General features: G+C 73.6%; 21 protein-coding genes. 5 read left to right on the top strand and 16 right to left on the bottom strand.

Translation table 11 applies throughout. The features are described 5' to 3' along the window. On the bottom strand, nucleotides 1-1,517 hold a 1,517-nt coding region (locus ABTW95_RS31420), incomplete at its 3' end, for an MFS transporter (protein WP_500228212.1). A 120-nt stretch (nucleotides 1,518-1,637) separates the two neighbouring features. Between ABTW95_RS31420 and ABTW95_RS31415 the strand changes: the two genes are divergently transcribed. Further along, nucleotides 1,638-2,537: a helix-turn-helix transcriptional regulator gene (locus ABTW95_RS31415; RefSeq protein ID WP_500228211.1), complete on the top strand. Its 900-nt coding sequence runs from the start codon at nucleotides 1,638-1,640 to the stop codon at nucleotides 2,535-2,537. A gap of 3 nt (nucleotides 2,538-2,540) precedes the next feature. Here ABTW95_RS31415 and ABTW95_RS31410 read toward each other — a convergent pair whose 3' ends face one another. Then, nucleotides 2,541-2,888, bottom strand: coding sequence for a DUF6343 family protein (locus ABTW95_RS31410; RefSeq protein ID WP_396449780.1), 348 nt, complete (start codon nucleotides 2,886-2,888; stop codon nucleotides 2,541-2,543). A 42-nt stretch (nucleotides 2,889-2,930) separates the two neighbouring features. After that, nucleotides 2,931-3,956, bottom strand: a complete 1,026-nt coding sequence (mgrA, locus tag ABTW95_RS31405) for an L-glyceraldehyde 3-phosphate reductase (protein ID WP_500228210.1) — start codon at nucleotides 3,954-3,956, stop codon at nucleotides 2,931-2,933. A gap of 208 nt (nucleotides 3,957-4,164) precedes the next feature. On the opposite strand from mgrA, the gene paaZ reads away from it, so the two are divergent. Continuing rightward, nucleotides 4,165-6,222: a phenylacetic acid degradation bifunctional protein PaaZ gene (gene paaZ, locus ABTW95_RS31400; RefSeq protein WP_500228209.1), complete on the top strand. Its 2,058-nt coding sequence runs from the start codon at nucleotides 4,165-4,167 to the stop codon at nucleotides 6,220-6,222. A gap of 61 nt (nucleotides 6,223-6,283) precedes the next feature. After that, nucleotides 6,284-7,210 (top strand): LysR family transcriptional regulator, encoded by a 927-nt coding sequence (locus ABTW95_RS31395; RefSeq protein WP_500228208.1) that lies wholly within the window; start codon nucleotides 6,284-6,286, stop codon nucleotides 7,208-7,210. Between the two features lie 17 nt (nucleotides 7,211-7,227). Here ABTW95_RS31395 and ABTW95_RS31390 read toward each other — a convergent pair whose 3' ends face one another. Beyond that, nucleotides 7,228-8,373, bottom strand: a complete 1,146-nt coding sequence (locus ABTW95_RS31390) for an NAD(P)/FAD-dependent oxidoreductase (protein ID WP_500228207.1) — start codon at nucleotides 8,371-8,373, stop codon at nucleotides 7,228-7,230. A 9-nt stretch (nucleotides 8,374-8,382) separates the two neighbouring features. After that, nucleotides 8,383-9,921 carry an aldehyde dehydrogenase family protein gene (locus ABTW95_RS31385; protein WP_500228206.1) on the bottom strand — a complete coding sequence of 513 codons (1,539 nt, stop codon included), beginning with the start codon at nucleotides 9,919-9,921 and terminating at the stop codon, nucleotides 8,383-8,385. A 186-nt stretch (nucleotides 9,922-10,107) separates the two neighbouring features. Here ABTW95_RS31385 and ABTW95_RS31380 point away from each other — a divergent pair, with 186 nt between their 5' ends. Continuing rightward, complete coding sequence (locus ABTW95_RS31380) at nucleotides 10,108-12,309, top strand: thiamine pyrophosphate-dependent enzyme (RefSeq protein WP_500228205.1); 2,202 nt, start codon at nucleotides 10,108-10,110, stop codon at nucleotides 12,307-12,309. Here ABTW95_RS31380 and ABTW95_RS31375 read toward each other — a convergent pair. From ABTW95_RS31375 to ABTW95_RS31360, 4 genes are read right to left on the bottom strand one after another with little or no spacing between them, the layout of a single operon-like run. Then, nucleotides 12,293-13,027, bottom strand: coding sequence for an ABC transporter ATP-binding protein (locus tag ABTW95_RS31375; RefSeq protein WP_500228204.1), 735 nt, complete (start codon nucleotides 13,025-13,027; stop codon nucleotides 12,293-12,295). The genes ABTW95_RS31380 and ABTW95_RS31375 overlap by 17 nt on opposite strands. Further along, nucleotides 13,024-14,775, bottom strand: a complete 1,752-nt coding sequence (locus ABTW95_RS31370) for a branched-chain amino acid ABC transporter ATP-binding protein/permease (RefSeq protein WP_500228203.1) — start codon at nucleotides 14,773-14,775, stop codon at nucleotides 13,024-13,026. Before ABTW95_RS31370 ends, ABTW95_RS31375 begins: the two co-directional genes overlap by 4 nt. Continuing rightward, entirely contained in the window at nucleotides 14,772-15,671 is a 900-nt protein-coding gene (locus tag ABTW95_RS31365; protein WP_396449789.1) for a branched-chain amino acid ABC transporter permease, read from the bottom strand. Before ABTW95_RS31365 ends, ABTW95_RS31370 begins: the two co-directional genes overlap by 4 nt. A gap of 1 nt (nucleotide 15,672) precedes the next feature. Then, on the bottom strand, nucleotides 15,673-16,890 hold the full coding sequence (locus ABTW95_RS31360) for a branched-chain amino acid ABC transporter substrate-binding protein (protein ID WP_500228202.1): 1,218 nt from the start codon (nucleotides 16,888-16,890) through the stop codon (nucleotides 15,673-15,675). A gap of 159 nt (nucleotides 16,891-17,049) precedes the next feature. Here ABTW95_RS31360 and ABTW95_RS31355 point away from each other — a divergent pair, with 159 nt between their 5' ends. After that, nucleotides 17,050-18,027: an ornithine cyclodeaminase family protein gene (locus tag ABTW95_RS31355; protein WP_500228201.1), complete on the top strand. Its 978-nt coding sequence runs from the start codon at nucleotides 17,050-17,052 to the stop codon at nucleotides 18,025-18,027. Nucleotides 18,028-18,033: 6 nt separating this feature from the next. Here the strand turns inward: ABTW95_RS31355 and ABTW95_RS31350 are convergent, their stop codons facing one another. The 7 genes from ABTW95_RS31350 to ABTW95_RS31320 all read right to left on the bottom strand — a co-directional run bounded on the left by ABTW95_RS31350 (nucleotide 18,034) and on the right by ABTW95_RS31320 (nucleotide 22,917). Then, nucleotides 18,034-19,413, bottom strand: a complete 1,380-nt coding sequence (locus tag ABTW95_RS31350) for an NADP-dependent succinic semialdehyde dehydrogenase (RefSeq protein WP_500228200.1) — start codon at nucleotides 19,411-19,413, stop codon at nucleotides 18,034-18,036. Between the two features lie 70 nt (nucleotides 19,414-19,483). Beyond that, a complete protein-coding gene (locus ABTW95_RS31345) occupies nucleotides 19,484-20,491 on the bottom strand; it encodes a lactonase family protein (protein ID WP_500228199.1) in 1,008 nt (335 codons plus the stop codon). Nucleotides 20,492-20,635: 144 nt separating this feature from the next. Continuing rightward, a complete protein-coding gene (locus tag ABTW95_RS31340; RefSeq protein ID WP_500228198.1) occupies nucleotides 20,636-21,364 on the bottom strand; it encodes a hypothetical protein in 729 nt (242 codons plus the stop codon). Nucleotides 21,365-21,374: 10 nt separating this feature from the next. Next, complete coding sequence (locus ABTW95_RS31335; protein WP_500228197.1) at nucleotides 21,375-22,001, bottom strand: hypothetical protein; 627 nt, start codon at nucleotides 21,999-22,001, stop codon at nucleotides 21,375-21,377. 66 nt (nucleotides 22,002-22,067) lie between these two features. After that, nucleotides 22,068-22,289: a hypothetical protein gene (locus ABTW95_RS31330; RefSeq protein WP_500228196.1), complete on the bottom strand. Its 222-nt coding sequence runs from the start codon at nucleotides 22,287-22,289 to the stop codon at nucleotides 22,068-22,070. A gap of 8 nt (nucleotides 22,290-22,297) precedes the next feature. Continuing rightward, nucleotides 22,298-22,648, bottom strand: coding sequence for a DUF6317 family protein (locus tag ABTW95_RS31325; RefSeq protein WP_500228195.1), 351 nt, complete (start codon nucleotides 22,646-22,648; stop codon nucleotides 22,298-22,300). A gap of 26 nt (nucleotides 22,649-22,674) precedes the next feature. Further along, a complete protein-coding gene (locus tag ABTW95_RS31320; protein ID WP_500228194.1) occupies nucleotides 22,675-22,917 on the bottom strand; it encodes an SseB family protein in 243 nt (80 codons plus the stop codon). Between the last annotated feature and the right edge of the window lie 230 nt (nucleotides 22,918-23,147).

Here is a 23,147-nt window from a genome sequence, read left to right as displayed (position 1 = left end):
GGCGTGTAGGGGAGGCCGTGCGCCTCGGCGACGTGGTCGTAGACGAGCGCGCCGGCCTGCGTGTTGAGGCCGCGGGCCGCCCGCCCGGCGGCCGCCCGGTCGCGGGCCAGGAACAGCGCGCACAGCGCGCCCACCAGCGTCGCGGCGGCCAGCGCCCATCCGGTGCCGTACTCGGCGTGCCGGGTCGAGCCGCCGGACTCGGCGAGGGAGAGGAACAGCGTGCCGGCGGTGGCGATGCCGATCACCTGGGCCAGCTGCATCAGCGTGAGCAGCAGCCCGCTGGCGTCGGCGGCGTCCTCGGCGGGGACGTGCCGCAGCGCGGTGGTCATGATGATCGGCATCACCCCGAGGCCGAACCCGATGACGGCGGTGAGCGCCTCGTAGGCCGCGCCGCCGCCGGCGAGCGGGCCGACGCACAGGTAGCCGGCCGCGGCGATCGCGAACCCGGCGGGGATCAGCCGCCGGTGCCAGCGCGCGGGCAGCCGCTGCCAGCTCAGCCCGACCAGCGCGAAGGCCGCCACGCACGGCACGAACGCCAGCCCCGACTCCAGGGGCGACATCCGCAGGTCGCCCTGCAGGTGCAGGGTGGTGGTGAACAGGAACGCCGCCCAGCTGCACGGACCGAACAGGATCGCGACGCAGGCCGGCACGAGCAGCGGCGCGCGCAGCACCCGCACCGAGATCAGCGGCTTCCCGCCCGCGGCGGCCACGCGGCGCTCCACGGCGACGAACGCGGCGAGGAATACGGCGCTCGCGGCGAGCGACGCCCATCCCCACGCCGGCCAGCCCAGCTCGTGGCCCATGATCAGCGGGACGACGAACAGCAGCACCGCGGCGGCGAGCGTCAGCAGCCCCGGCAGGTCCAGCTGCGCGCGGAGGTTCCGGAGGCCGGGCACGTCCTCGTCGCGGGGCAGCACGCGCGGCCCCGCGATCAGCAGCGCGATCCCGATCGGCACGTTGACGAGGAAGACCGTCCGCCATCCGGTGCCGAACAGGTCGGCGCTGACCAGCAGCCCCCCGGCCGCCTGGCCGACCACGACGGCGCCCGCGATGACGGCCGAGTAGAGGCTCAGCGCGCGGGCCCGGGCCGCGCCGGTGAAGTTCCGCTGGATCATGGACATGACCTGCGGGGTGAGCAGCGCGGCCGCGGCGCCCTGCAGGAAGCGGAACGCCACCAGCGCGCCGGTGGACGGCGCCAGCCCGCACGCCAGCGACGCCGCCGTGAACGCGGCGAGGCCGAGGTGGTACAGGCGGCGGTGCCCCGCGAGGGCGCCGAGCCGCGCCCCGGTGATCAGCAGGACGGCGAAGGAGATGATGTATCCGGCGACGACGAGCTGCAGCCCGGCCCCCGAGGCCTGCAGGTCCGCCCGCATCGTCGGGAGCGCGACGTTGACGATGCTGGCGTCGAGAACCCCCATGAACTGGCCGAGAAGGACGACGGCCAGCAGCAGGCCGCCGGGTCCGCTCCGCGACCCCCTTTCGGGAACAATCCCGCGCAGATCGGTTGTCTGTGTCATGTGTACGAGCGTGCGGCGACGCCGGTACCCGTAACGAGAGCCTGTCGATACTGGTACTGACAGCACCCGGCAGACGCCTGGTGGGCGCCGCCCGCGGGGTGCAGGCTGGGAGACGTGACGATGACCAGTGCAGAGACCAGCGCGTCCGGGCGCCCGGCCCGGAACGGGACGGGGCCGCGCCGGCGCACCGAGCTGGCGGCGTTCCTGCGCAGCCGGCGCGAGCGGATCACGCCCGACGACGTGGGGATGCCGCCGGGGCCGCGGCGCCGCACGCCGGGCCTGCGGCGGGAGGAGGTCGCGCAGCTCGCCGGGGTCGGCGTGACCTGGTACACGTGGCTGGAGCAGGGCCGTCCCATCAACGCGAGCACGCAGGTGCTGGACGCGGTGGCGCGCACGCTGCGGCTGGACGGCGCCGAGCGCGAGCACCTGTACCGGCTCGCCGACGTCCCCGACACCGCGGTGGCGGAGGAGGCCGACAACCTGCCCGAGGACGTCCAGATCGTGCTGGACGCGCTCAGCCCCATGCCCGCGTCGGTCACCAACGGCCGGTGCGACGTCCTCGCCTGGAACGCCGCCTACGCCGCGATCCTCCCCCAGCTCACGGTCGTCCGGCCGTGCGAGCGGAACACGATGTGGATGGCGTTCACGCTGCCGCCGTGCTGCAACCCGGTCGCGAACCTCGCCGAGACGGCGCCCGGGCTCGTCGCCGCGTTCCGGCACCGCTACAGCCGGCACCTGGACGAGCCGGGCTGGAAGATCCTCGTCCGGCGGCTGCAGGAAGTGAGCCCGGAGTTCGCGCGGCTGTGGGCTTCCCACGACGTCGCGCTGCCGGGGGCGAGCATCAAGATCTTCCGGCACCACGCCGCCGGTGAGATCCGGACCCGGACCATGCACCTGGAGGTCAGCGCCGCGCCGGGCGCCCGGATGGTCACCTACACGCCCATCGACGAGGAGAGCCGCGAGCGGATCGACTGGCTGCTCGCCCACCCGGAGGCCGCAGCCGCGGACCACCGCCACTGAGGCTCAGGTGCGGGCGCGCCGCGCGATCACGACGAGGTCGATCGCGGCGATGACGGCGACGGCCGCGCAGATGCCGGCCGCCGCCCACGCCCCGTCGTCGCCCTGCGCCCCGACCGCGAACACGATCGCGGCGCCGACGGAGACGACCAGCGCGATCCCGGACAGCACGGCCCGCAGCCGCAGCGGGCTGCGGGCGTTCAGCGGCTCGCTGCCGCGCGGCTGCTCGTGCCGGTAGGGCCCGCGCGAGCCCGGGCCGAGGAACTCCGGGCCGTACGGCTCCGGTTCGCGGCCCTCGGGGTCGCGCCGGTCGGGGTCCCGCCGGTCCGGGGAGCCCCTGGGGTCCTCTTCCATGTGCTGGTCGTGCCCGGTCGCGCCCGGTCGATGCGCGGCCGATCAGTGCGCGCTGGAGGCCGCCCAGATGTTGATGCCCGCCTCGACGGCGTCCCGGTCGATGGCGGCCAGCTCGTCCGCGGTGAAGTCGAGCCGGTCCAGGGCCGCGAGGTTCTCCTCCAGCTGCGCGACGCTGCTGGCGCCGATCAGCGCGGAGGTGACCCGCCCGTCCCGCAGCGACCAGGCCAGCGCCATCTGCGCGAGCGTCTGCCCGCGCCCCTTGGCGATCTCGTTCAGCGTCCGGACGTGCCGCAGGTTCTCCTCGGTCAGCAGGCCGGAGGAGAAGGACGTGCCCTTGCTCGCCCGCGACCCCTCCGGGATCCCGTCCAGGTACTTGTCGGTCAGCATCCCCTGCGCCAGCGGCGAGAACGCGATGCAGCCGACGCCCTCGCGGCCGAGCGTGTCCAGCAGCCCGCCCTCGATCCAGCGGTTGAGCATCGAGTAGGACGGCTGGTGGATCAGCAGCGGCGTCCCCATCTCCCGCAGGATCGCCGCCGCCTCGGCCGTCCGCTCGGGGGAGTACGACGAGATCCCCGCGTACAGCGCCTTCCCGGACCGGACGGCCCGGTCCAGCGCGCCCATCGTCTCCTCCAGCGGCGTCTCCGGGTCGAACCGGTGGCTGTAGAAGATGTCGACGTAGTCGACGCCCATCCGGCGCAGCGACTGGTCGAGGCTCGCCAGCAGGTACTTCCGCGACCCCCACTCACCGTAAGGACCGGGCCACATGTCGTACCCGGCCTTGGTGGAGATGATGATCTCATCCCGATAGGGCGCGAGGTCCTCCCGCAGCACCCGGCCGAAGTTGATCTCCGCGGACCCGTACGGCGGCCCGTAGTTGTTGGCCAGGTCGAAGTGCGTGACGCCGAGGTCGAACGCGCGCCGCAGGATGGCCCGCTGGACGTCCATCGGCCGGTCGTCCCCGAAGTTGTGCCACAGCCCCAGCGAGATCGCCGGCAGCCGCAGCCCGCTGCGCCCGCACCGCCGGTAGGGGATCCGCTCGTACCGCTCACCGTCCGCAACATAGGTCATGGTCACGAGTATTTCAGCCGCGCCCGGCGCGCCGCGCCGGATGCGCGGCAGCACGCCCGGCAGCGCGGTGAACCGGGGAACAGATCCACAAGAGTTGTTCCTCTGATTCGCGCTAAACCGTCCACGAGTACACAAACGGAACCCGTCCCGGCTGTCATCTCTGCGAGGCGTGAACGAAGCTCGAAGGTGGCAAGAAGACTCAGGAGATATGGACGAGGAGGTCCCGGTGGTCGTGCTGCGCAGTTATGTGTCGGGTTCATGGCGTGCTCCGGACGACGAGGGCGAGCCTTTGCACGACGCCGTCACGGGGGAGGAGATCGCCCGGATCTCGTCGTCCGGCGTCGACATGGGCGCCGCGCTCCGGTACGGGAGATCGGTCGGCGGCCCGGTGCTGCGGGAGCTGACGTTCCACCAGCGCGCGTCCCTGCTCAAGGCGCTCGCCTCCCATCTGAGGGAGCACAGGGACGAGCTGTACGCCCTGTCGGCGCGGACGGGCGCGACGCTGAACGACGCGAGGTTCGACGTGGACGGCGGCATCGGGGTCCTGTTCGGCTATGCGAGCAAGGGGAAGCGCGAGCTGCCGAACGACCGGGTGCTGATCGAGGGCGACGTCGAGCCGCTCGGCAAGGGCGGGACGTTCGTCGGGCAGCACCTGTGCACGCCGTCGCGGGGCGTCGCGGTGCAGATCAACGCGTTCAACTTCCCGGTGTGGGGGCCGCTGGAGAAGCTGGCGCCCGCGTTCCTCGCCGGGGTGCCGAGCCTGATCAAGCCGGCGAGCCAGACCGCCTACCTGACCGCCCGGCTGGTCGAGCTGATCGTCGAGTCGGGCATCCTGCCCGAGGGCACCGTGCAGATGGTCTGCGGCAAGCCGCGCGACCTGCTCGACCACCTCACCGAACAGGACGTCGTCGGGTTCACCGGGTCGGCGTCCACGGCGCGGCTGCTGCGCACGCACCCGGCGATCGTGGGCAACGCGGTGCGGTTCAACGCCGAGGCCGACTCGCTGAACTGCTCGATCCTCGGGCCGGACGCCGTGCCCGGCACGAGCGAGTTCGACCTCTACGTCGGGCAGCTCGTCCAGGAGATGACCGTGAAGGCCGGGCAGAAGTGCACCGCGATCCGCCGCGCGCTCGTCCCGGCCGCGCTGATGGACGACGTCGCCGAGGCCGTCCGCGACCGGCTGGCGGAGGTCACGGTCGGGAACCCGGCGGACCCGGACGTGCGGATGGGCGCCCTCGCCACCCTCGGCCAGCGCGAGGAGGTGCGGCGCTCCCTGAAGGCGCTCATGGACGCCGGCCGCGTCGTCTTCGGCGACCCCGAGCACGTCGAGGTCGCCGGCGCGGACGCCGAGCGCGGCGCGTTCCTCTCCCCGGTGCTGCTGCGCGCCGCCGACGCCGCCCGCGCCGAGCCGCACGAGGTGGAGGCCTTCGGCCCGGTCAGCACGCTGCTGCCGTACGAGGGCGCCGAGGAGGCGGTGGAGCTGGCGGCGCGGGGACGCGGCAGCCTCGCCGGGTCGGTCGTCACCGCCGACGCGGAGTTCGCGCGGGAGGTGGTCCTCGGCACCGCGCCCTGGCACGGGCGCCTGCTCGTGCTGAACGCCGAGGACGCGAAGGAGTCCACCGGGCACGGGTCCCCGCTGCCGCCGCTCGTCCACGGCGGCCCCGGCCGCGCGGGAGGCGGCGAGGAGATGGGCGGGATCCGCGGGGTCGTGCACCACATGCGGCGCACCGCCGTCCAGTCCGGGCCCGCGATGCTCACCTCGATCACCGGGCGCTGGGTCCCCGGCACCGACCGGACCGTCACCGACGAGCACCCGTTCCGCAAGCACCTGGAGGACCTGCGCGTCGGCGACACCGCCGTCGGCGGCCCCCGCACCGTCACCCTCGGCGACATCGAGCACTTCGCCGAGTTCACCGGCGACACCTTCTACGCCCACATGGACGAGGAGGCCGCCAAGGCGAACCCGTTCTTCGGCGGCCGCGTCGCGCACGGCTACCTCGTCGTGTCGTTCGCGGCCGGGCTGTTCGTGGAGCCGTCCCCCGGCCCGGTCCTGGCGAACTACGGGCTGGAGCGGCTGCGGTTCCTCACCCCCGTCAAGCCGGGCGACGAGCTGACCGTCACCCTCACCGCCAAGCAGATCACCCCGCGCGAGGGCGCCGGCTACGGCGAGGTGCGCTGGGACACCGACGTCACCAACCAGGAGGGCGCCTCGGTCGCCAAGTACGACGTGCTGACGCTGGTGGCCAAGAGGCCGAGGCACGACTAGACCATGTAGAGGGAGGCGTCTGCGGGGGAGACGCGCACACGGAGCCGAACGGGGTGCGCCCATGATCAGTCCCCTGCACATCCAGACGGTCCGCGAGGTGGTCCGCACCGGGTCGTTCGCGGACGCCGCCCGCAACCTCGGGTACACCGCGTCCGCCGTGTCCCAGCAGGTCGCCGCGCTGGAGCGCGCGTGCGGCCTGGTGCTGTTCGAGCGACGGGCGCGCAGCGTCCGGCCGACCAGCGCCGCGTTCCTCCTGGTCAGCAAGGGCAACGACGTGCTGTCGGCGCTGGACACGCTGGAGCGCGAGCTGCGCGCCGTCGCCAGCGGCGAGCGCGGCGCGCTGCAGCTGGGCAGCTTCCCGACCGCCAGCTCCCGCATCCTGCCGCGTGTGCTGGCGGAGCTGTCCCGGGTCCGGCCCGGAATCGAGATCACGCTGTCGGAGGGGGAGCCGGACGAGCTGCTGCCCGAGCTCCTCGACGGCGACCTCGACCTCCAGCTCGTCTACCGGTACGACCTGTTCCCCCGCGGCTGGCCCGACCAGATCATCGAGACGCCCGTGATGGACGAGCACCTCGTGCTGTGCATGCCCGAGGAGCACCCGCTGTCCGGCGGCGGCACCGTCCGGCTGCGCGACCTGCGCTCCGAGACGTGGATCGCGAGCCGGCCGGAGAGCAGCGGCGCGCAGGCGCTGCTGCGGCTGTGCGGCACGGCCGGGTTCACGCCCAACATCGCCTTCCGCAGCAACGACTACGCGGTGGTGTGCGGGCTCGTCGGCTGCGGCCTCGGCATCGCGCTCGTCCCGGCGCTCGGCTGCGTGCCGGCGCCCGGCCTGCGGACGGTGCGGCTCGGCGGGCTCGACCCGCGCCGGCACGTCACCGCGCTGCGCCGCACCACCAACACGAACCCGCTGGTCAAGGACGCCATGCGGGGGCTGACCGAGGTCGCCCGCTGCGTGCAGGCGGAGATCGGGGGAGCCGCCGGGCCGTGAGCGCGGCGGCCGCCGCGTCAGACCCGGTTGATCTCCGGGCGGAGGCGGTCGCCGGCGAACCGCGCGGCGTGCAGCGGGCCGATGCCGATGGACGGCTCGCGCCCGAGGTACAGGTCGCGGACCGCCTCGCCGACGGCCGGCCCCTGCAGGAACCCGTGGCCGGAGAAGCCCGTCGCGTACAGGAACCGGGACACGCGCCGGTCCTCGCCGATGAGCGCGTTGTGGTCCGGGGTGACCTCGTAGAGGCCCGCCCATCCGCCGGTCAGCCCGACGTCCAGGAGCCGCGGCGCGCGGGCGGCGATCGCCTCGGTGAGCCTGGGCAGCCACGCGTCGGACATCTCCAGGGAGAATCCCGGCGTCTCCTCCGGGTCGGACATGCCGAGCATCAGCCCCTCGCCCTCCGCGTGGAAGTAGAACGAGGAGGTGAAGTCGATCGTCATCGGCACGGGGCGCGGCAGGCCGGGCATCGGCTCGGTGAACACGATCTGGCGGCGCAGCGGCCGCACCGGCAGGTCGACGCCCGCCATCGCGCCGACCGCCGCGGACCAGGCCCCGGCCGCGCAGACGACCGCGGACGTCGCGACGCGGCCCTCGGACGTCTCGACCGCCGTGATCTCGCCGCCGCCCGCCTCGATGCCGAGGACCTCGCAGTGCGTGACGATCTCCGCGCCGTGCCGCCGCGCGCCCGTCGCGTATCCGAGGACGACCGACTCGGGCGTGCAGTGCCCGTCGTCGGGGGAGAACGCGGCGGCCAGCAGCCCGTCCGCGCTGATCAGCGGGGAGAGCCGGCGGGCCTCGGCCGCGGAGACCATCCGGCTGGGCACGCCCAGCTCGTTCTGCAGCGCGACACTCCGCTCGAACGACGCGACGTCCTCGGGCCGCGACAGCAGGAACAGGTACCCGACCCGGTGCAGGTCGATCTCCTGGCCGGGACGCTCGCCGAACCGGGCGAACGCCTCCAGGCTGCGGGCGCCGAGCCGGATGTTCACCTCGTCGGAGAACTGCGCCCGCACCCCGCCCGCCGCCTTGCACGTCGAGCCGGACCCCAGTTCGTCCCGCTCGATGAGGACCACGCCCCGCACGCCGGCCTCCGCGAGGTGGAACGCGATGCTCGTGCCCATGACGCCGCCGCCGACGATGGCGACCTCCGCCTCGGTCACCACGGCGGGCCCCTAGAGCCGGAAGCCGAGGTCGGGCTCGATCTCCAGGACGTCCATCTGCGCCTTCTGCAGCCTCCCCGAGTAGTCCCAGTTCATCGACTGCCAGCGGGTGAACTGGTCCAGCACCCACACCCCCGACTGGCGGCTGCCGTTGCCCGACCGCCCGTTGCCGCCGAACGGCAGGTGCGCCTCCGCGCCGGACGTGGAGTTGTTCACGCTCACCATCCCGGCCGAGATCCGCCGCCGGAACGCGAACACCTTCGCCGGGTCGGTGGTGTAGATGGACGCGGAGAGGCCGTATCCGGGCGCGTTGGCGAGCGCGATCGCCTCGTCGAGCGCCCGGTACCGGGCCACGCCGATGACCGGGCCGAACGTCTCGTTCATGAACAGCTCGTCGCCGGGGGCCACCCCGTCCACGATCACCGGGTGGTAGTACAGCCCGGCCTCGGCGTCGCCGGTGAACCCCTCGCGCGGGTTCGCCGCGGTGATCCGCCCGGTCCCGGTCGAGCCGTGCACGGTGTGGCCCGGCCCGATCCAGCCGAGCGCCTTCTCGAAGCCGTCGGCGAACCGCTCGCTGATCATCGGCCCGTACAGCACGTCGCCCGCCGGGTCGCCGACGACCGCCGCCCGCGCCGCCTCGTCCAGCAGCCGCACGAACTCCCCGTGCACCGCCTCGTGCACGATCGCGGTGCCGAGGGACGTGCAGCGCTGCCCGGCCGTCCCGAAGCCGGAGAACAGCGCGCCCTCGACGGCCAGCGGCAGGTCGGCGTCCTCGGTGACGACCATCGGGTTCTTGCCGCCGAGCTCCAGGCAGGGCGTCTGGAGGTGGCGCCCGCACAGCTCGCCGATCCGCGACCCGACCTCGGTGGAGCCGGTGAAGCCGACCTTGTCGACGAGCCCCTCGCCCAGGGCCCGCTCCAGGCCCCGGAACGTCTCTGCTCCGTCGGCGTACACGACGTTGAGGACGCCGCCCGGCAGCCCGGCGTGCGCGAACAGCTTGTAGAACGCCTCGGCGCACGCGGCCGCGTACTCCGCCGGCTTCCACACCACCGCGTTCCCGCACAGCAGCGCCGGGACGATGTACCAGGACGGCACGGCGACCGGGAAGTTCCCCGCGGTGATGACGGCGACGACGCCGACCGGGTCGCGGAACGTGAACAGCTGCTTGTCCGGCATCTCCGACGGGACGGTGCGCCCGTACAGCCGCCGCCCCTCGCCGAGGAAGAACGCGCAGGTGTCGGCGATCTCCTGGACCTCGCCGAGCGCCTCGGCGTACGGCTTGCCGACCTCGCGGGTCACGACGCGGGCCAGCGCCGCCTTGTTCGCCTCGACCAGCCGGCCGAGCGCGGCCACGGCCTGCCCGCGGACGGGCGGCGGCACGTCCCGCCAGGCGTCCTGCGCGGTGCGCGCGGCCCGGCAGGCATCGGCGAAGCCGCCGGCGTCCGCCAGGGAGACCTCGGCGACCGTCTCGGACGTGCGGGACGGGTCGGTGGAACGGTACGAGCGCGGCCCCGCCGGTATCCGGGCGCCGCCGATGACGGAGGAGAGCACGCTTCCAGCGTGAACGGACCGCGGCGCCTGAGCCAAGGCCGGGCAGAGCACGGCTTCCTTACCGCCAGCCCAAGCACGGCTGAGCCTCTGCCCGCACGGGGGTTAAGCGATCCTTGGCCAAGTCCCAACCGGTTCGCGGCCTCGCCGAGCTTGGCCCCGGCGCCGCCCGCGTCCGATGCTCGACGCATGGCCGAACCCGCCGACGCCCATTTCCTGGAGGCGGCCGCCGCCCTGGCGCCGCCGGGCCCGCCCGCCCCCGCCGGGCCGCTGAGCGGCGAACGCCTCCTGGAGCTGTTCGACGCCCAGCTCGGCAGCCGGCACCTCGACCTCGCCGCGCGGTGGCTCCGGGCACGGGGCCGCGGCTTCTACACGATCGGCTCGTCCGGGCACGAGGGCAACGCCGCCGTCGCCGCCGCGCTCCGTCCCGGCGACCCCGCGCTGCTGCACTACCGCTCCGGCGCGTTCTTCCTGGAGCGCGCACGGCAGGTGCCCGGCCGGACCCCGCTGCGCGACGTGCTCCTGGGCCTGGTCGCCGCCGCGGAGGAGCCCATCGCGGGCGGACGCCACAAGGTCTTCGGCAGCCACCGGCTGAACGTCGTCCCGCAGACGTCCACGGTCGCCTCGCACCTGCCGCGCGCGCTCGGCGTGGCGTTCGCGATCGAGCGCGCCGCACGCCTGGGCCTCGGGACGCCGTGGCCGCGCGACGCCGTGACCGTGTGCAGCTTCGGCGACGCCTCCGCCAACCACTCCACCGCCGCGGGCGCCATCAACGCCGCCGTCAACTGCGGTTACCAGGGCCTCCCCATGCCGCTCCTCCTGGTCTGCGAGGACAACGGCATCGGCATCAGCGTCCGCACCCCGCCCGGCTGGATCCGCGCCGCCTACGGCTCCCGCCCCGGCCTCGCCTACTTCCACGCGGACGGCTGCGACCTCGCCGACGCCTACGCGGTCTCGGCGCGGGCCGCGGCGCGGGTCCGCGAGCGGCGCCGCCCCGCGTTCCTGCACCTGCGCACCGTCCGCCTGATGGGCCACGCCGGCTCCGACGTCGAATCCTCGTACCGGACGCCCGCCGAGCTGGCCGCCGACCTCGACCGCGACCCCCTGCTGCGGACCGCCCGCCTCCTCGTCGAGCGGCGGGTGGCGACGCCCGCCGAGATCATCGAGCGCTACGAGGCCAAACGTGCCGAGGTCATGGCCCTGGCCGAGGAGGTCGCCGACGCGCCCCGCCTCTCGTCCGCCGCCGAGGTCATGGCGCCGCTCCGGCGCACCGCGGCGGAGACCCCCGGCGCCAGGCCGGCGCACACGCCTCCCGGCGCCGCGCCCGCGGCGTCCGGGACGGGCGCCCCCGGCCCGGGAGACGCCCGCGGGGGAGGGGGAGAGGGGGTGACGGTGGCGCAGGCGATCAACCGGACGCTCGGGGAACTGCTCGACGAGCGGCCCGGCATGGTCGTGTTCGGCGAGGACGTGGCGCGCAAGGGCGGCGTGTACGGCGTCACCCGCGGGCTGCTGGGGAGGGCCGGGGCCGCGCGGGTGTTCGACACGATCCTGGACGAGCAGTCGATCCTCGGCCTCGCGCTCGGTCTCGGCCTCGCCGGGATGGTGCCGGTCCCGGAGATCCAGTACCTCGCGTACCTGCACAACGCCGCCGACCAGATCCGGGGCGAGGCGGCGACGCTGCCGTTCTTCTCCTCGGGCCGCTACCGCAACCCGATGATCGTGCGCATCCCCGGCTACGCCTACCAGAAGGGCTTCGGCGGCCACTTCCACAACGACAACGCGGTGGCAGCGCTCCGCGACATCCCGGGCCTTGTGATCGCCTCGCCGTCCCGCCCGGACGACGCCGCCGGGACGCTGCGCGCCTGCGCGGACGCCGCCCAGGCCGCCGGCCGCGTCTGCGTGGTGCTGGAGCCCATCGCGCTCTACCACGTCCGCGACCTGCACGAGGACGGCGACGGCGGCTGGCTGGCCCCGGCCGGGGGAACGGTGCCGCTCGGCCGGGCCCGCACCTACGGGGACGGCCGCGACCTGACCGTCGTCACGTTCGCCAACGGCCTGCGCATGAGCCTGCGCGCCGCGCGCCGCCTCGCGGCCCGGGGCGTCCGCTGCCGGGTGCTCGACCTGCGCTGGCTGGCCCCGCTGCCCGTCGAGGACCTGCTGCGGGAGGCGCGCGCGACCGGCGCCGTCCTGGTCGCGGACGAGACGCGCCGCACCGGCGGCGTCTCCGAGGCCGTCCTGGCCGCGCTCGCCGACGCGGGGTTCCGGGGGCGCGCGGCCAGGGTCGCGAGCGAGGACAGCTTCATCCCGCTCGGCGACGCCGCCGGCCACGTCCTCCTCTCCGAGAAGGCGATCGAGGACGCGGCCGAGAAGCTCGTCAAGTCCCTTCTATGACCGGGTCGCCGCCGAGGTAGGCGGCCTTCACGCGGTCGTCCCGGGCGAGCTCGGCGGCCGGGCCCTCCAGGACGATCCGGCCGGTCTCCAGGACGTAGGCGCGGTCGGCGAGGCGCAGCGTCTGGTGCGCGTTCTGCTCCACGATCAGGATCGTCGTGCCCTGGTCCCTGATCTCCCGGACGACCCCCAGCACCTGCTGCGCCGTCCGCGGCGCGAGCCCCATCGTCGGCTCGTCCAGCGCGAGCAGCCGGGGCCGCAGCATCAGCGCCCGGCCGATCGCGAGCATCTGCTGCTCGCCGCCCGACAGCAGGCCCGCGAGCTGCCCGCGCCGCTCGCCGAGCCGGGGGAACATCGTGTAGACCTCCTCGCGGCGGGCCGCGACCGCCGCCCGGTCGCGGCGCCGCAGGTAGCCGCCGAGCAGCAGGTTCTCCGCGACGTTCAGCGCCGGGAACACCCGCCGCCCCTCCGGGACGTGCCCGAGCCCGGCGGCGACGACCCGGTGCGCGCCGAGCCGGGTGATGTCGCGGCCGGCGAACTCGACGCGCCCCGACCGGGCGCGGTGCAGGCCGGTGACCGTGCGCAGCGCGGTCGTCTTGCCGGCGCCGTTGCTGCCGAGCAGCGCGACGATCTCGCCCTCGCCGACCTCGAACGAGACGCCGGACAGCGCCTCCACCGACCCGTACCGGCTGTGCAGGCCGCTCACCCGCAGGAGCGTCACCGCAGCACCTCCGTGACGAGGTCGGTCTCCGGGTCGTCCGGGACGCCGAGGTAGGCGGCGATGACGCGCGGGTCGTCCTGGACCTCGGCGGGCGGCCCCTCGGCGATCGTCCGCCCGTACTCCAGGACGGTCACCCGGTCGGAGATCGACATGACCAGCGCGACGTCGTGCTCGATCAGCACGACGGCGGCGCCGAGCGCGCTGATCCGCGCGATCAGCGCCATCAGCGCCTGCTTCTCCGTCGGGTTCGCGCCCGCCGCCGGCTCGTCCAGCAGCAGGACGCGGGGCTCGGCGGCGAGGGCCCGCGCGATCTCCAGCCGGCGCCGGTCGCCGTAGGGGAGCCCGCCCGCCGGCCGGTCCGCCGCGTCGAGCAGGCCGACGAAGTCCAGGCAGCGGCGCACCGCGTCCAGGTCGGCGCGCGACAGCGGGCGCAGCAGCCCCCGGTCCCGGGCGAACCGGCCGATCAGCACGTTCTCCGCGACCGTCATCCCGTCGAACAGCCGGATGCTCTGGAACGTCCGGGCGAGCCCGGCGGCGGCCACCCGGTGCGGGGACAGCCCCCGCACGCTCCGCCCCGCGAGGACGACGGTCCCGGCGGACGGCGGGATCATCCCGGTGATGCAGTTGAACGCGGTCGTCTTGCCCGCGCCGTTCGGGCCGATCACGCTCACCACCTGCCCGGCGTCCGCGCGGAGGGAGAGCCCGTCCACGGCGGTGACGCCGCCGAACCTCCGGGACAGGCCCTCCACCTCCAGGAGCGTCCCCGGCGCGGACGGCGGCTCCGGGGCCGGCCCCGCCGCGTCGGGAAGGCGCAGGCGGCGCGGCCGGTACGGCCACACCCCCTGCGGGCGGAGGATCACGATGAGGATGAGCAGCAGCGCGAAGAACAGCCCCCGGTACTCCTGGACGGTCCGCAGCACCTCCGGCAGCGCCACGATCACGACCGCGCCGATCATGACGCCCGGCCGCGACCCCATCCCGCCGATGATCACCACGAGCAGGATCATCAGCGAGGTCAGGAAGGTGAAGCTGGACGGGTCCACGGTGCCGAGCTGGGCCGCGTTCAGCGGCCCGGCGACCGCGCCGACCATGGCGCCGAGCACGTACGCGAGCAGCTTCACCCGCCGGGCGGGGACGCCGACCGCCTCCGCCGCCGTGTCGTCGGCCCGGATCGCGCGCCACGCGTAGGCGAGGCGCGACCGGGCCAGCAGCGCCGTCGCGGCCAGCACCGCGACGAAGAACGCGAGCGCGAGGTAGAAGAAGTCCTGCGGCAGGACGATCTGCCGGCCGCCGACCGACACCGGCGGGATCCCGGTCAGCCCGTTCGGCCCGCCGGTGACCTCCAGGTTCACCACCGTGATCCGGATGATCTCCCCGAAGCCGAGCGTGACGATGGCGAGGTAGTCGCTGCGCAGCCGCAGCGTCGGGTACCCGATCACCGCCCCGGCGACGGCGGCGGCCGCGATCGAGGCGGGCAGGGTCGGCCAGAAGCCCCAGCCGAGCTTGAGCATCAGCAGCCCGGACGTGTAGGCGCCGATCGCGAAGAACGCCGCGAAGCCGAGGTCCAGGAGCCCGGCGTAGCCGACGACGATGTTGATGCCGAGCCCGAGGATCGCGTAGACCAGGATCGTCCCGGCGACCGTCAGCGCGTAGTCGTCGAGGCCCTGCCCGGCGGCGAGCGCCAGCGCCACCAGCAGCGGCCAGCCCCCGTACCGGACGGCCGCCTCCGCGCCCGCCGGCCGCCTCATGCGCGCTCCACGACGCGCTCGCCGAACAGGCCGGTCGGCCGCAGCGCCAGCACCGCGATGAGCAGCCCGAAGATGATCACGTCCGTCCAGCGGGACGAGACGTACCCGGCGGAGAACGACTGGACCAGCCCGATCGCGACGCCCGCGACCATCGTCCCCGGCAGGTTCCCGATGCCGCCGAGCACGGCGGCGGTGAACGCGCGCAGCCCGATGAGGAACCCCATCCCGAAGCTGATCTGCACGTAGTAGAGCCCGTACATGACCCCGGCGGCGCCCGCCAGCAGCGAGCCGATGAAGAACGTGACCAGGATGAGCCGCTCCACGTTGATGCCCTGCAGCCGGGCGGCGTCGCGGTCCATCGCGAGGGCGCGCATCGCCGTCCCGGTCATGGTCCGGGTGACGAACAGCCAGAGCGCCGCCATCAGCACCACCGACAGCACGACGAGGGCGAGCTGGCCCCAGGTGACGTGGACGGCGCCGCTGAAGATGCGGCCGCCGTCCAGCGCGTTCGGGTACGACTTGAACCGGGCGTGGGTGAGGACCTTCACGCCCTCCTCCAGCGCCAGCGACACCCCGATCGCCGAGATCAGCAGCGCCAGGCGCGGCGACGACAGCAGCGGGACGTAGGCGGCCTTCGCGATCCCGGTGCCGACGGCGCCGGTGGTGAGCGCGCCGACCAGCACGGCCGCGACGATCGCGGGCAGCGCCATCCCGCCGGTCGCGCCGAGCGCGGTCAGCGTCCCGAACCCGGCGAACGCCCCGATCATGAACACGTCGCCGTGCGCGAAGTTGATCAGCCGGACCACCCCGTAGATCATCGAGTAGCCGAGCGCGATCAGCGACAGGAACGCCCCGATCGTCAGGCCGTTCACCAGGTACTGGACGAACTCGGTCATGTCACGACGTCTTGGCGTCCACCCAGGTGGCGCCGCTCTTGTCGAGCTTCTTGTAGGCGGTGAACGCCCCGTCCCGGACGCGGACGGTGATGTAGAGCGGGTCGGTCCGGTCGCCCTTCTCGTCGAACGTGATCGGCCCGGTGATGCCGGGGAAGTTCGCGATCTTGTGCAGGGCCTCGGTGATGTCCGGCCCCTTCGTGGAGCCGGCGTCGTCGATGGCCTTCGCGACGACCTTCACCGCGTCGTACTCGTACACCGAGAACGGGCCGGGGTCGGCGCCGTTCGCCGACTTGTAGGCCGACACGAACTTCCCCGCCGCGGGCAGGTCCTTGGCGAGCGGCGCGGTCGTCGCGATGTAGCCGTCGGCGGCCGGGCCGGCGGTCTTCAGGACGGTCGAGTCGGTCGTCGCGTCCCCGCCCATCAGCGTGAACTTCAGCCCGAGCTGCCTGCGCTGCTTCATCAGCAGGCCCGCCTCGGCGAAGTAGCCGGTGAAGTACAGCACGTCCGGCCGCGTCGAGGCGATCTTCGTCAGGACGGGGCTGTAGTCGGACTGGCCGGGCTGCAGCGCGTCCTCGTAGACGACCTGCCCGCCGACCTGCTTCAGCGAGTCGGCCGTCGCGTCCGCGAGGCCCTTGGCGTAGGTGGTGTTGTCGTGCAGCAGCGCGATCCGCTTGGCGCGCAGCTCGCCCGTCATGAACTTCGCGGCGACCACGCCCTGGTTGTCGTCGCGCCCGCAGGTGCGGAACACCTTGCCCTTCCCGGTGTCGGTGAGGGACGGGTTCGTCGACGCGTCCATCACGAATGGGACGTTCCGCCGCCCGTAGATCGGGATGGCCGGCACCGCGGCGCCCGAGCAGTACCCGCCCGCGACGGCGACGACCCCGCTGTTCAGCAGCTTCTGCGCCGCCTGCGCGCCCTGCTGGGCGCTGCACTGGTCGTCGGCCTGCACGATCTCGATCTGGCGGCCGTCCACGCCGCCCGCCCGGTTGATCTCGGCGGCGGCGACCTTCGCGGCGGCGAGGATGTCCTGCCCGGCCGAGGCCGAGTCCCCGCTCAGCGGCGCCGGGACGCCGATCTTGATGGGGCCGGACCCGCCCGCGCCGTCCGAGCCGCAGGCCGCGGCGAGCGGCACGAGCAGCAGCCCCGCGCCGGTCGCGGTGAGGAGGCGGAACCGGCGGCCGCGGTCCCGCGGTGCCGGCTGGTTCATCGGCGAGGTCATCGGCGCATCTCCGTCGCTCGCGGGCCGGATGATGTCAGCGTGGAACGTCCCGGGACGGCCGTCGAGGCGGCCGAGCATGCGATCTCATGTAGTGATCGGTAAGAACCGCTTGCCCTTCCGCCCTCGACAGCGCCGCCGCGTCCTCGCGAGGATCACCCCATGGCCGATGTCCTGCTGCTGTCCGCGGCCGACGTGCGCGCAGTGTTCGACCTCCCGGCGGCGATCGCCTCGCAGCGGGCCGCGTTCGGCGCGCTCGGCCGCAAGGAGGCGCGGCTCGCGCCCCGGCTGCTGCTGGACGGCCCGGACGGCGACGTCGCGTTCTGCTACGTCTCCCGGCTGCCCGGCACCGGCGCGGTCGCCAAGTTCGGCAGCGTCAACCCGGGCAACGCGGCGCGCGGGCTGCCGACCGTCGCCGCGCTCGTGACCGTCCAGGACCCGGTGGACGGGCGGCCCGTCGCGATCATCGAGGGGGAGGCCGTCACGACGCTGCGCACCGCGGCGGCGAGCGCGGTGGCCGCCGACCACCTCGCGGTCCCGGACGCGTCCCGCCTGGCGGTGGTCGGCTGCGGCGTGCAGGGCCGCGCGCACGTCCGGGCGATGGCCGCGGTCCGCCCGATCGAGCGGGCCGCCGTCGCCTGCCGCCACCCCGACACCTGCACCGCCGCCGCCGAGCTGTCGGCCGAGCTGGGGACGCCGGTCGAGCGGGCGGCGTCCGCCCGCGCGGCGGTCGAGGGCGCGCAGATCGTCGTCACCGCCACCACCAGCGCCGAACCGGTCGTCCTCGGCGCGTGGCTCGGCCCCGGGTGCACGGTGCTGAGCGTCGGCTCGTTCGCGCCGGACCGCGCGGAGGTGGACGACGAGGTCCTCACCCGCGCCGCCGCCATCGTCGTGGACGACGTGCCCACCGCCCTCGACCACGCCGGCCCCGTCGTGGCCGCCGTCCGCGCCGGGCACCTGAGCCCCGCGGACGTCCGGCCGCTCGGTCCGGTCGTCGCGGGCCTCGCCGCCGGCCGGGAGGACCCGGGCGGCATCGTCTTCTACAACAGCGTCGGGATCGGCGTGCAGGACACCGCCGCCGCGTCCGTCATCGTGGAGCGCGCCCGCGAGGCCGGCGTCGGCCGGCGCGTGGAGCTGTGAGCCGGGTCAGCCGACCCACACGGTCTTGGCGTTGCAGAACGCGCGCAGGCCGTCCGCCGACAGCTCCCGCCCGTAGCCGGAGCGCTTCACCCCGCCGAACGGCAGCTCCGGGTAGGAGGTCGTCTTGCCGTTGATGAACACCTGCCCGGCGTCCAGCTCCCGGACGAACCGGTCCCGCTCGGCGGCGTCCCGCGTCCAGGCGTTCGAGCCCAGCCCGAAGCCCGTCGCGTTCGCGAGCTCCACCGCCTCCGACACCCCGCGCACCCGGAACAGCGACGCGACCGGCCCGAAGACCTCCTCGTGGTACATGCGCATCCCGGGCGTCACCCCGGAGACCACGGTCGGCGGGTAGAACCAGCCCGGCCCGGCCGGGCGCTCCCCGCCGCACAGCACCGTCGCGCCCTTCTCCACGGCGTCCGCGACCAGCGCCTCGACCTCGGCGCGGCCCTCCTCGCTGACGAGGGGGCCGACGTCGGTGGCGTCGTCCATCGGGTCGCCGACCTTCTGCGCGCGCATGTTCTCCACGAAGAGCCGCTCGAACTCGTCGGCGCAGCCGATGTCGGAGATGAACCGCTTCGCCGAGATGCAGCTCTGCCCGTTGTTGAGGCACCGCGACTCCGCCGCCGTGCGCGCCGCCGCCTCGATGTCGGCGGACGGCATCACCACGAACGGGTCGCTGCCGCCGAGCTCCAGCACGCTCGGCTTGATCTCGTCCCCGGCGATCGCCGCGACCGACCGCCCGGCGGGCTCGCTCCCGGTCAGCGTCGCGGCCTTCACGCGCGGGTCGCGCAGCACCCGCTCGACCTTCGCCGAACCGATCAGCAGCGTCTGGAACGCGCCCTCGGGGAACCCGGCGCGGCGGAACAGGTCCTCCAGGAACAGCGCCGTCTGCGGGACGTTCGAGGAGTGCTTCAGCAGCCCCGTGTTCCCCGCCATCAGCCCCGGCGCCGCGAACCTGATCACCTGCCAGAGCGGGAAGTTCCACGGCATGACCGCCAGCACCGGCCCGAGCGGCTCGTAGCGGACGTAGGCGTCGGACGCCCCCACGTCTGCCGCCCCGGCGGGCCGCCGGTCGGCGAGGAACTCGGCCGCGTGCCCGGCGTAGTACCGGCACGCCTTCGCGCACTTCTGCGCCTCCGCCCCGGCGGCCTTCAGCGTCTTGCCCATCTCCGTCGTCAGCATCGCGCCGATCTGCTCGGCCTCCCGGTCGAGGATGTCCGCCGCCGCGTTCATCCACTCCGCGCGCCGCTCCAAGGGCGTGTGCCGGTATGAGGCGAACGTCTCAGCCGCCAGCGCGATGCGGCGGTCGACCTCCTCGTCGGTGTGGGCGTCGAAGGTCTTCTCGACCTCGCCCGTCGCGGGGTTGGTCGTCGCGATCGTCGTCATGTCGGGATGCTCCCTGATAGTCCGGTCCGTTGACCGGCACGTGCCCGGGTGGCCTCCCAGGAAACGCCCGTCAGGCGGGGACCACGCACACCGGCGACGGCACGGCGAGGGGCGTTCCGGCCGGCACCGGGACGCCGTCGCCGCCGATCCGGAAGGTCGTGATCGTGCCTTCGCGCTCGTTCGCCACGTGCATCCACTCGGCGTCCGCGTGCAGGTCGCGGGGCCAGTGCCCGCCGGACGGGACGTCCGCGACCGGCGCGAGCGCCGCGCCCCCGTCCAGCACCCGGTGCGCCGTCACCACGTCCGCGCCGCGCATGGAGGTGTACACGAACCGGCCGCCGTCCCCGAGCTTGATCGCCGCGCCCTGGCCCGTGCCCGGACCGGCCGTCGCCGGCGACTCGGCCGCGACCTCCAGGGCCGCGTACCCGCCCAGCGGCCGCAGCACGAGCACCGCCGCGGCCAGCTCGGTCAGCACGTACACGTGCCCGCTCGGATGGACCGCCAGGTGCCGCGGCCCGTACCCGGCCGGCAGCGGCGTCTCCCCGGCGAGCCGCAGCGCGCCGCCCTCGACGCGGAACGACCGGACGAGGTCGGCGCCGAGGTCGGTGGTGAGCACGGTCCCGTCGGGGGCGTGCACCGCCATGTGGGCGTGCGGGCCCTCCTGCCGGTCGGCGCGCGGCCCGCTGCCGTGCCCCTCGGCCACGCCGGCGTCCCCGGCGAACCCGCCTCCGGCCGCCAGCGGGTAGGCCCGGACCGTCCCCGACCCGTAGTCGGCGGCGACCAGGTGGCTCCCGTCCGGCGCAACGGACAGGTGGCACGGCAGCGCACCGGCCTCCCGCCGCCCGATCTCCCGCAGCCGCCCGCCCTCGGCCGCGTAGGCGGTGACGCCGCCCGCGTCCTCCTCGCGCACCGCGTACAGGGCGCCCCCGTGCACCGCCAGGTAGGACGGGCAGACCGCCTCGGCCGCGAGCTCCGGCGGCTCCAGCGCCCCGCCGGCGCCCCGCAGCACCCGGTAGATCCCGGCGCCGTCCCCGGCCTCGCCGGTGTACGTGCCCACCCAGAACGCCCGCTCGCTCACCCGGCCCCACCCCGATCGTGATCCACACTGAGACGGCCGACGGCGAGCCTAGCCCCGGCCGCGCCCGAGATCCCCCGCGACACGGCCACCGGGACCCGACCCGGCGGAACACGATGAACCGCGGCGAGCGGCCGAGTGCGGGAGTCAGCGCAACGAGGCGACGACGGCTCGGGCGATCCGCTGGGCGTCGCGGTTAGCGGTGGCCTGGTCCAGCCCGGTTCCGGTGGTCACCGCCCAAGGACGGGAGTAGTCCTGCCCTTCCCAGTCGATCACCATGTTGACGTTCTGGACGCGGCAGTACAGGTAGCGGCCGCTCATCGAGTAGTCCTGCCGGGGGTCTCCGATCACCCCGCTCACGGCGTTCTTGCGTGATATCCGGAATCCCAGGCATTCGTCCGCGATGTTGGCCACCTTCTCGACCGGCCCGGTCTCCACGACCTGCCGCCCCTCGCGCGTCCGGTCGTCCGCCAGCTCTTTCCGCACGTACGAGGCCTTCTTCTTCGCCTCCGCGATGCCGGCCTTCAGCGTCACCTGGAGGGTGAGGACGCGATTGCGCCGGGCGCCGAGCACCGTCCAGGAGAAGTGCTCCTCTCTCGTCCGGTTGTTGAACGGGTCGCTCCAGAGCTTGCTCCCGGCGAGATCGGCGGGGAGCGCGCCGGAGACGGCGCGGTCGATCTCGGGAAGTCCGGTGACAAGGCCCTCCGCGTTCGTTTCGACCGCGGACGGCGTGCCCGGAGCGGGCGCCGCGGAGTCGCGGCCGTCGCCCGTCGCGTCCGAGAGCGGGCCGCACGCGCCCGCGCCCACGATGCAGAGGAGCCCTATCACGGCCCTTGCCCCGCCGCGCCTCACGCCGTTCGGATGCGGCGCCGTCATGGCCGGCACCTCACTTGCCGAAATGCTCGGTGACCTCACCGAGCTGGGACACGACGCCGCCGACCGTGTTCACGGTCTCACCGGCCGGCTTCAGCGGCCCGATGAGCCCCATCAGATCGCCGACGGTCTGCGCCCCTCCGCCGATCTTCTGCATGTCCGCTCCGACGGTCTTGGCATCCAGGTTCAGGCCCTCAAGGTGCTCTTTCTCCGATTTCAGCTGCTTGCTCAGTTCGTCGATCCGCGGGGAGTACCACTGGACCTGCCCCTGCCGCAGGAGCCCGCCGGGATCCAGCTGCCCCACCTTGGACTTGCCGCGGTAGTAGTTGAGCATTTCCAGGAGCACTTCACCGATCTTCGCCAGCTCTTGGGCGGCTATCTCGCGGGCCTCCTGGGCCTGCTTTATGTACTGAGCGCCTCGATGGACGTATTGGCTCATCAGGGTGTTCGATCCGGGATAATCGAGATTGGGGCGGGGCGCGCCCGTCTTCTCCCAATCGTGCCCCCGCAGGAAGTAGCCCTTCTCCAGGCCTTCGCTCACCTCCTGCTCGATCGCGTGCTCAAGGGTGGCGAGCTTCTCCGCGAGATGATCGACGATGCCGGCGGTGGCGGCCACTATCTTGTCCAGTGCGGAGAGCATGGACGAATCCTGGCCGTAACTGGCTCTGAAGGCCCCGGCGCTCCGGCCGCTCCACTGCACCCCGTCCTACCTGTCCAGCAGTTTGTTGACCGTGCCGCGCAACTGATCGACGAGCGGGTTCCCCTTCAGCGCCAGATCGTAGAGCGAGGTCGCCAGGTTCTGCAGGCCGTAGAAGTCGCCGTGCACGTAGTGCCCCCATGTGGGGGGAAGGTAAGGGCGCACATCCGGCATCTCGGCGGGAGTGAACGCGTGAATGGCCGGTGCGTCCGGGTCCGGGTCCGGTGCCACGGTGGTCCTCAGCCTTTCGGTCCGGTGAGTGCGCTGAAGTTGGGCAGGTCCGTCCGCAGGGTGGAGGCGGTCACCGCGGCCTGCATGATGGAGGCGATCGACTCGTCATCGGCCGCCTGGTAGTTCTCGGCCACCAGCTGGAGTTTCTCCCCGTGCTGCCATACGGCGTCCGCGAGGGCCCCGTGCACCAGGTAGATCATGTCCAGGACGGTGCCGAGCGTCTCGTCCGTGTGCGGGTCGCCCGTCGGGGGCTTCGCCAGGCTCCCGGACGTTACGTAGCTCTTATATTCTTCGGCCACTTTCTTGAAGCCGTGGCCGGCATAGATGATCGCGTCGATGTCGGCTTGGTATCCGCCCATCTCATCCCCCTGTTCGCGTGATGGCGCTAGCCGATGGCCGATCTCAAGGCCGGGTCGACCACGACGGGAACCCTTCCGGCCACCTGCCGGAGAAGTTCGATGATCTCGACCTCCACGTAGTTCTGCTCCGCGCCCAGCACCTGGAGGAGCTTGTCAGGTGATGTGTAGACGGCGAGTCCCGCCGTTCCCTCGTTCAGTTCCCGCAGCTCGTAGGCCGCCCCGGTTCGTTCCGTCGTCCCCGAATGCGGTGCCGACGTGGGGACGAACACGAGAGAGGACGTCCGCTGGGAGTCGGGAACGGCTCGACGGCCGTTATCCGCCTGCGGTGGCGCTCCGGGACTTTCTCCCGTGCCGGGCGGCGAACTTCGCAGGCGGCCGGCCGCATCCTCTGGATCGCTCGGGGCGAAAGGGGTCGCGTGATTCAGCAAATCATTCAGTCTGTCAGACATGCCGGCCCCTTCTTCTAGAGTGCGAGGGTTAAGCGGAGCGTGCCTCGTCT

This window comes from Spirillospora sp. NPDC127506 (assembly GCF_040302145.1).
GTDB lineage: Bacteria > Actinomycetota > Actinomycetes > Streptosporangiales > Streptosporangiaceae > Spirillospora.
The sequence above is the reverse complement of the archived record's forward strand: the minus strand, read 5'-3'. Positions and strand labels throughout refer to the sequence as shown.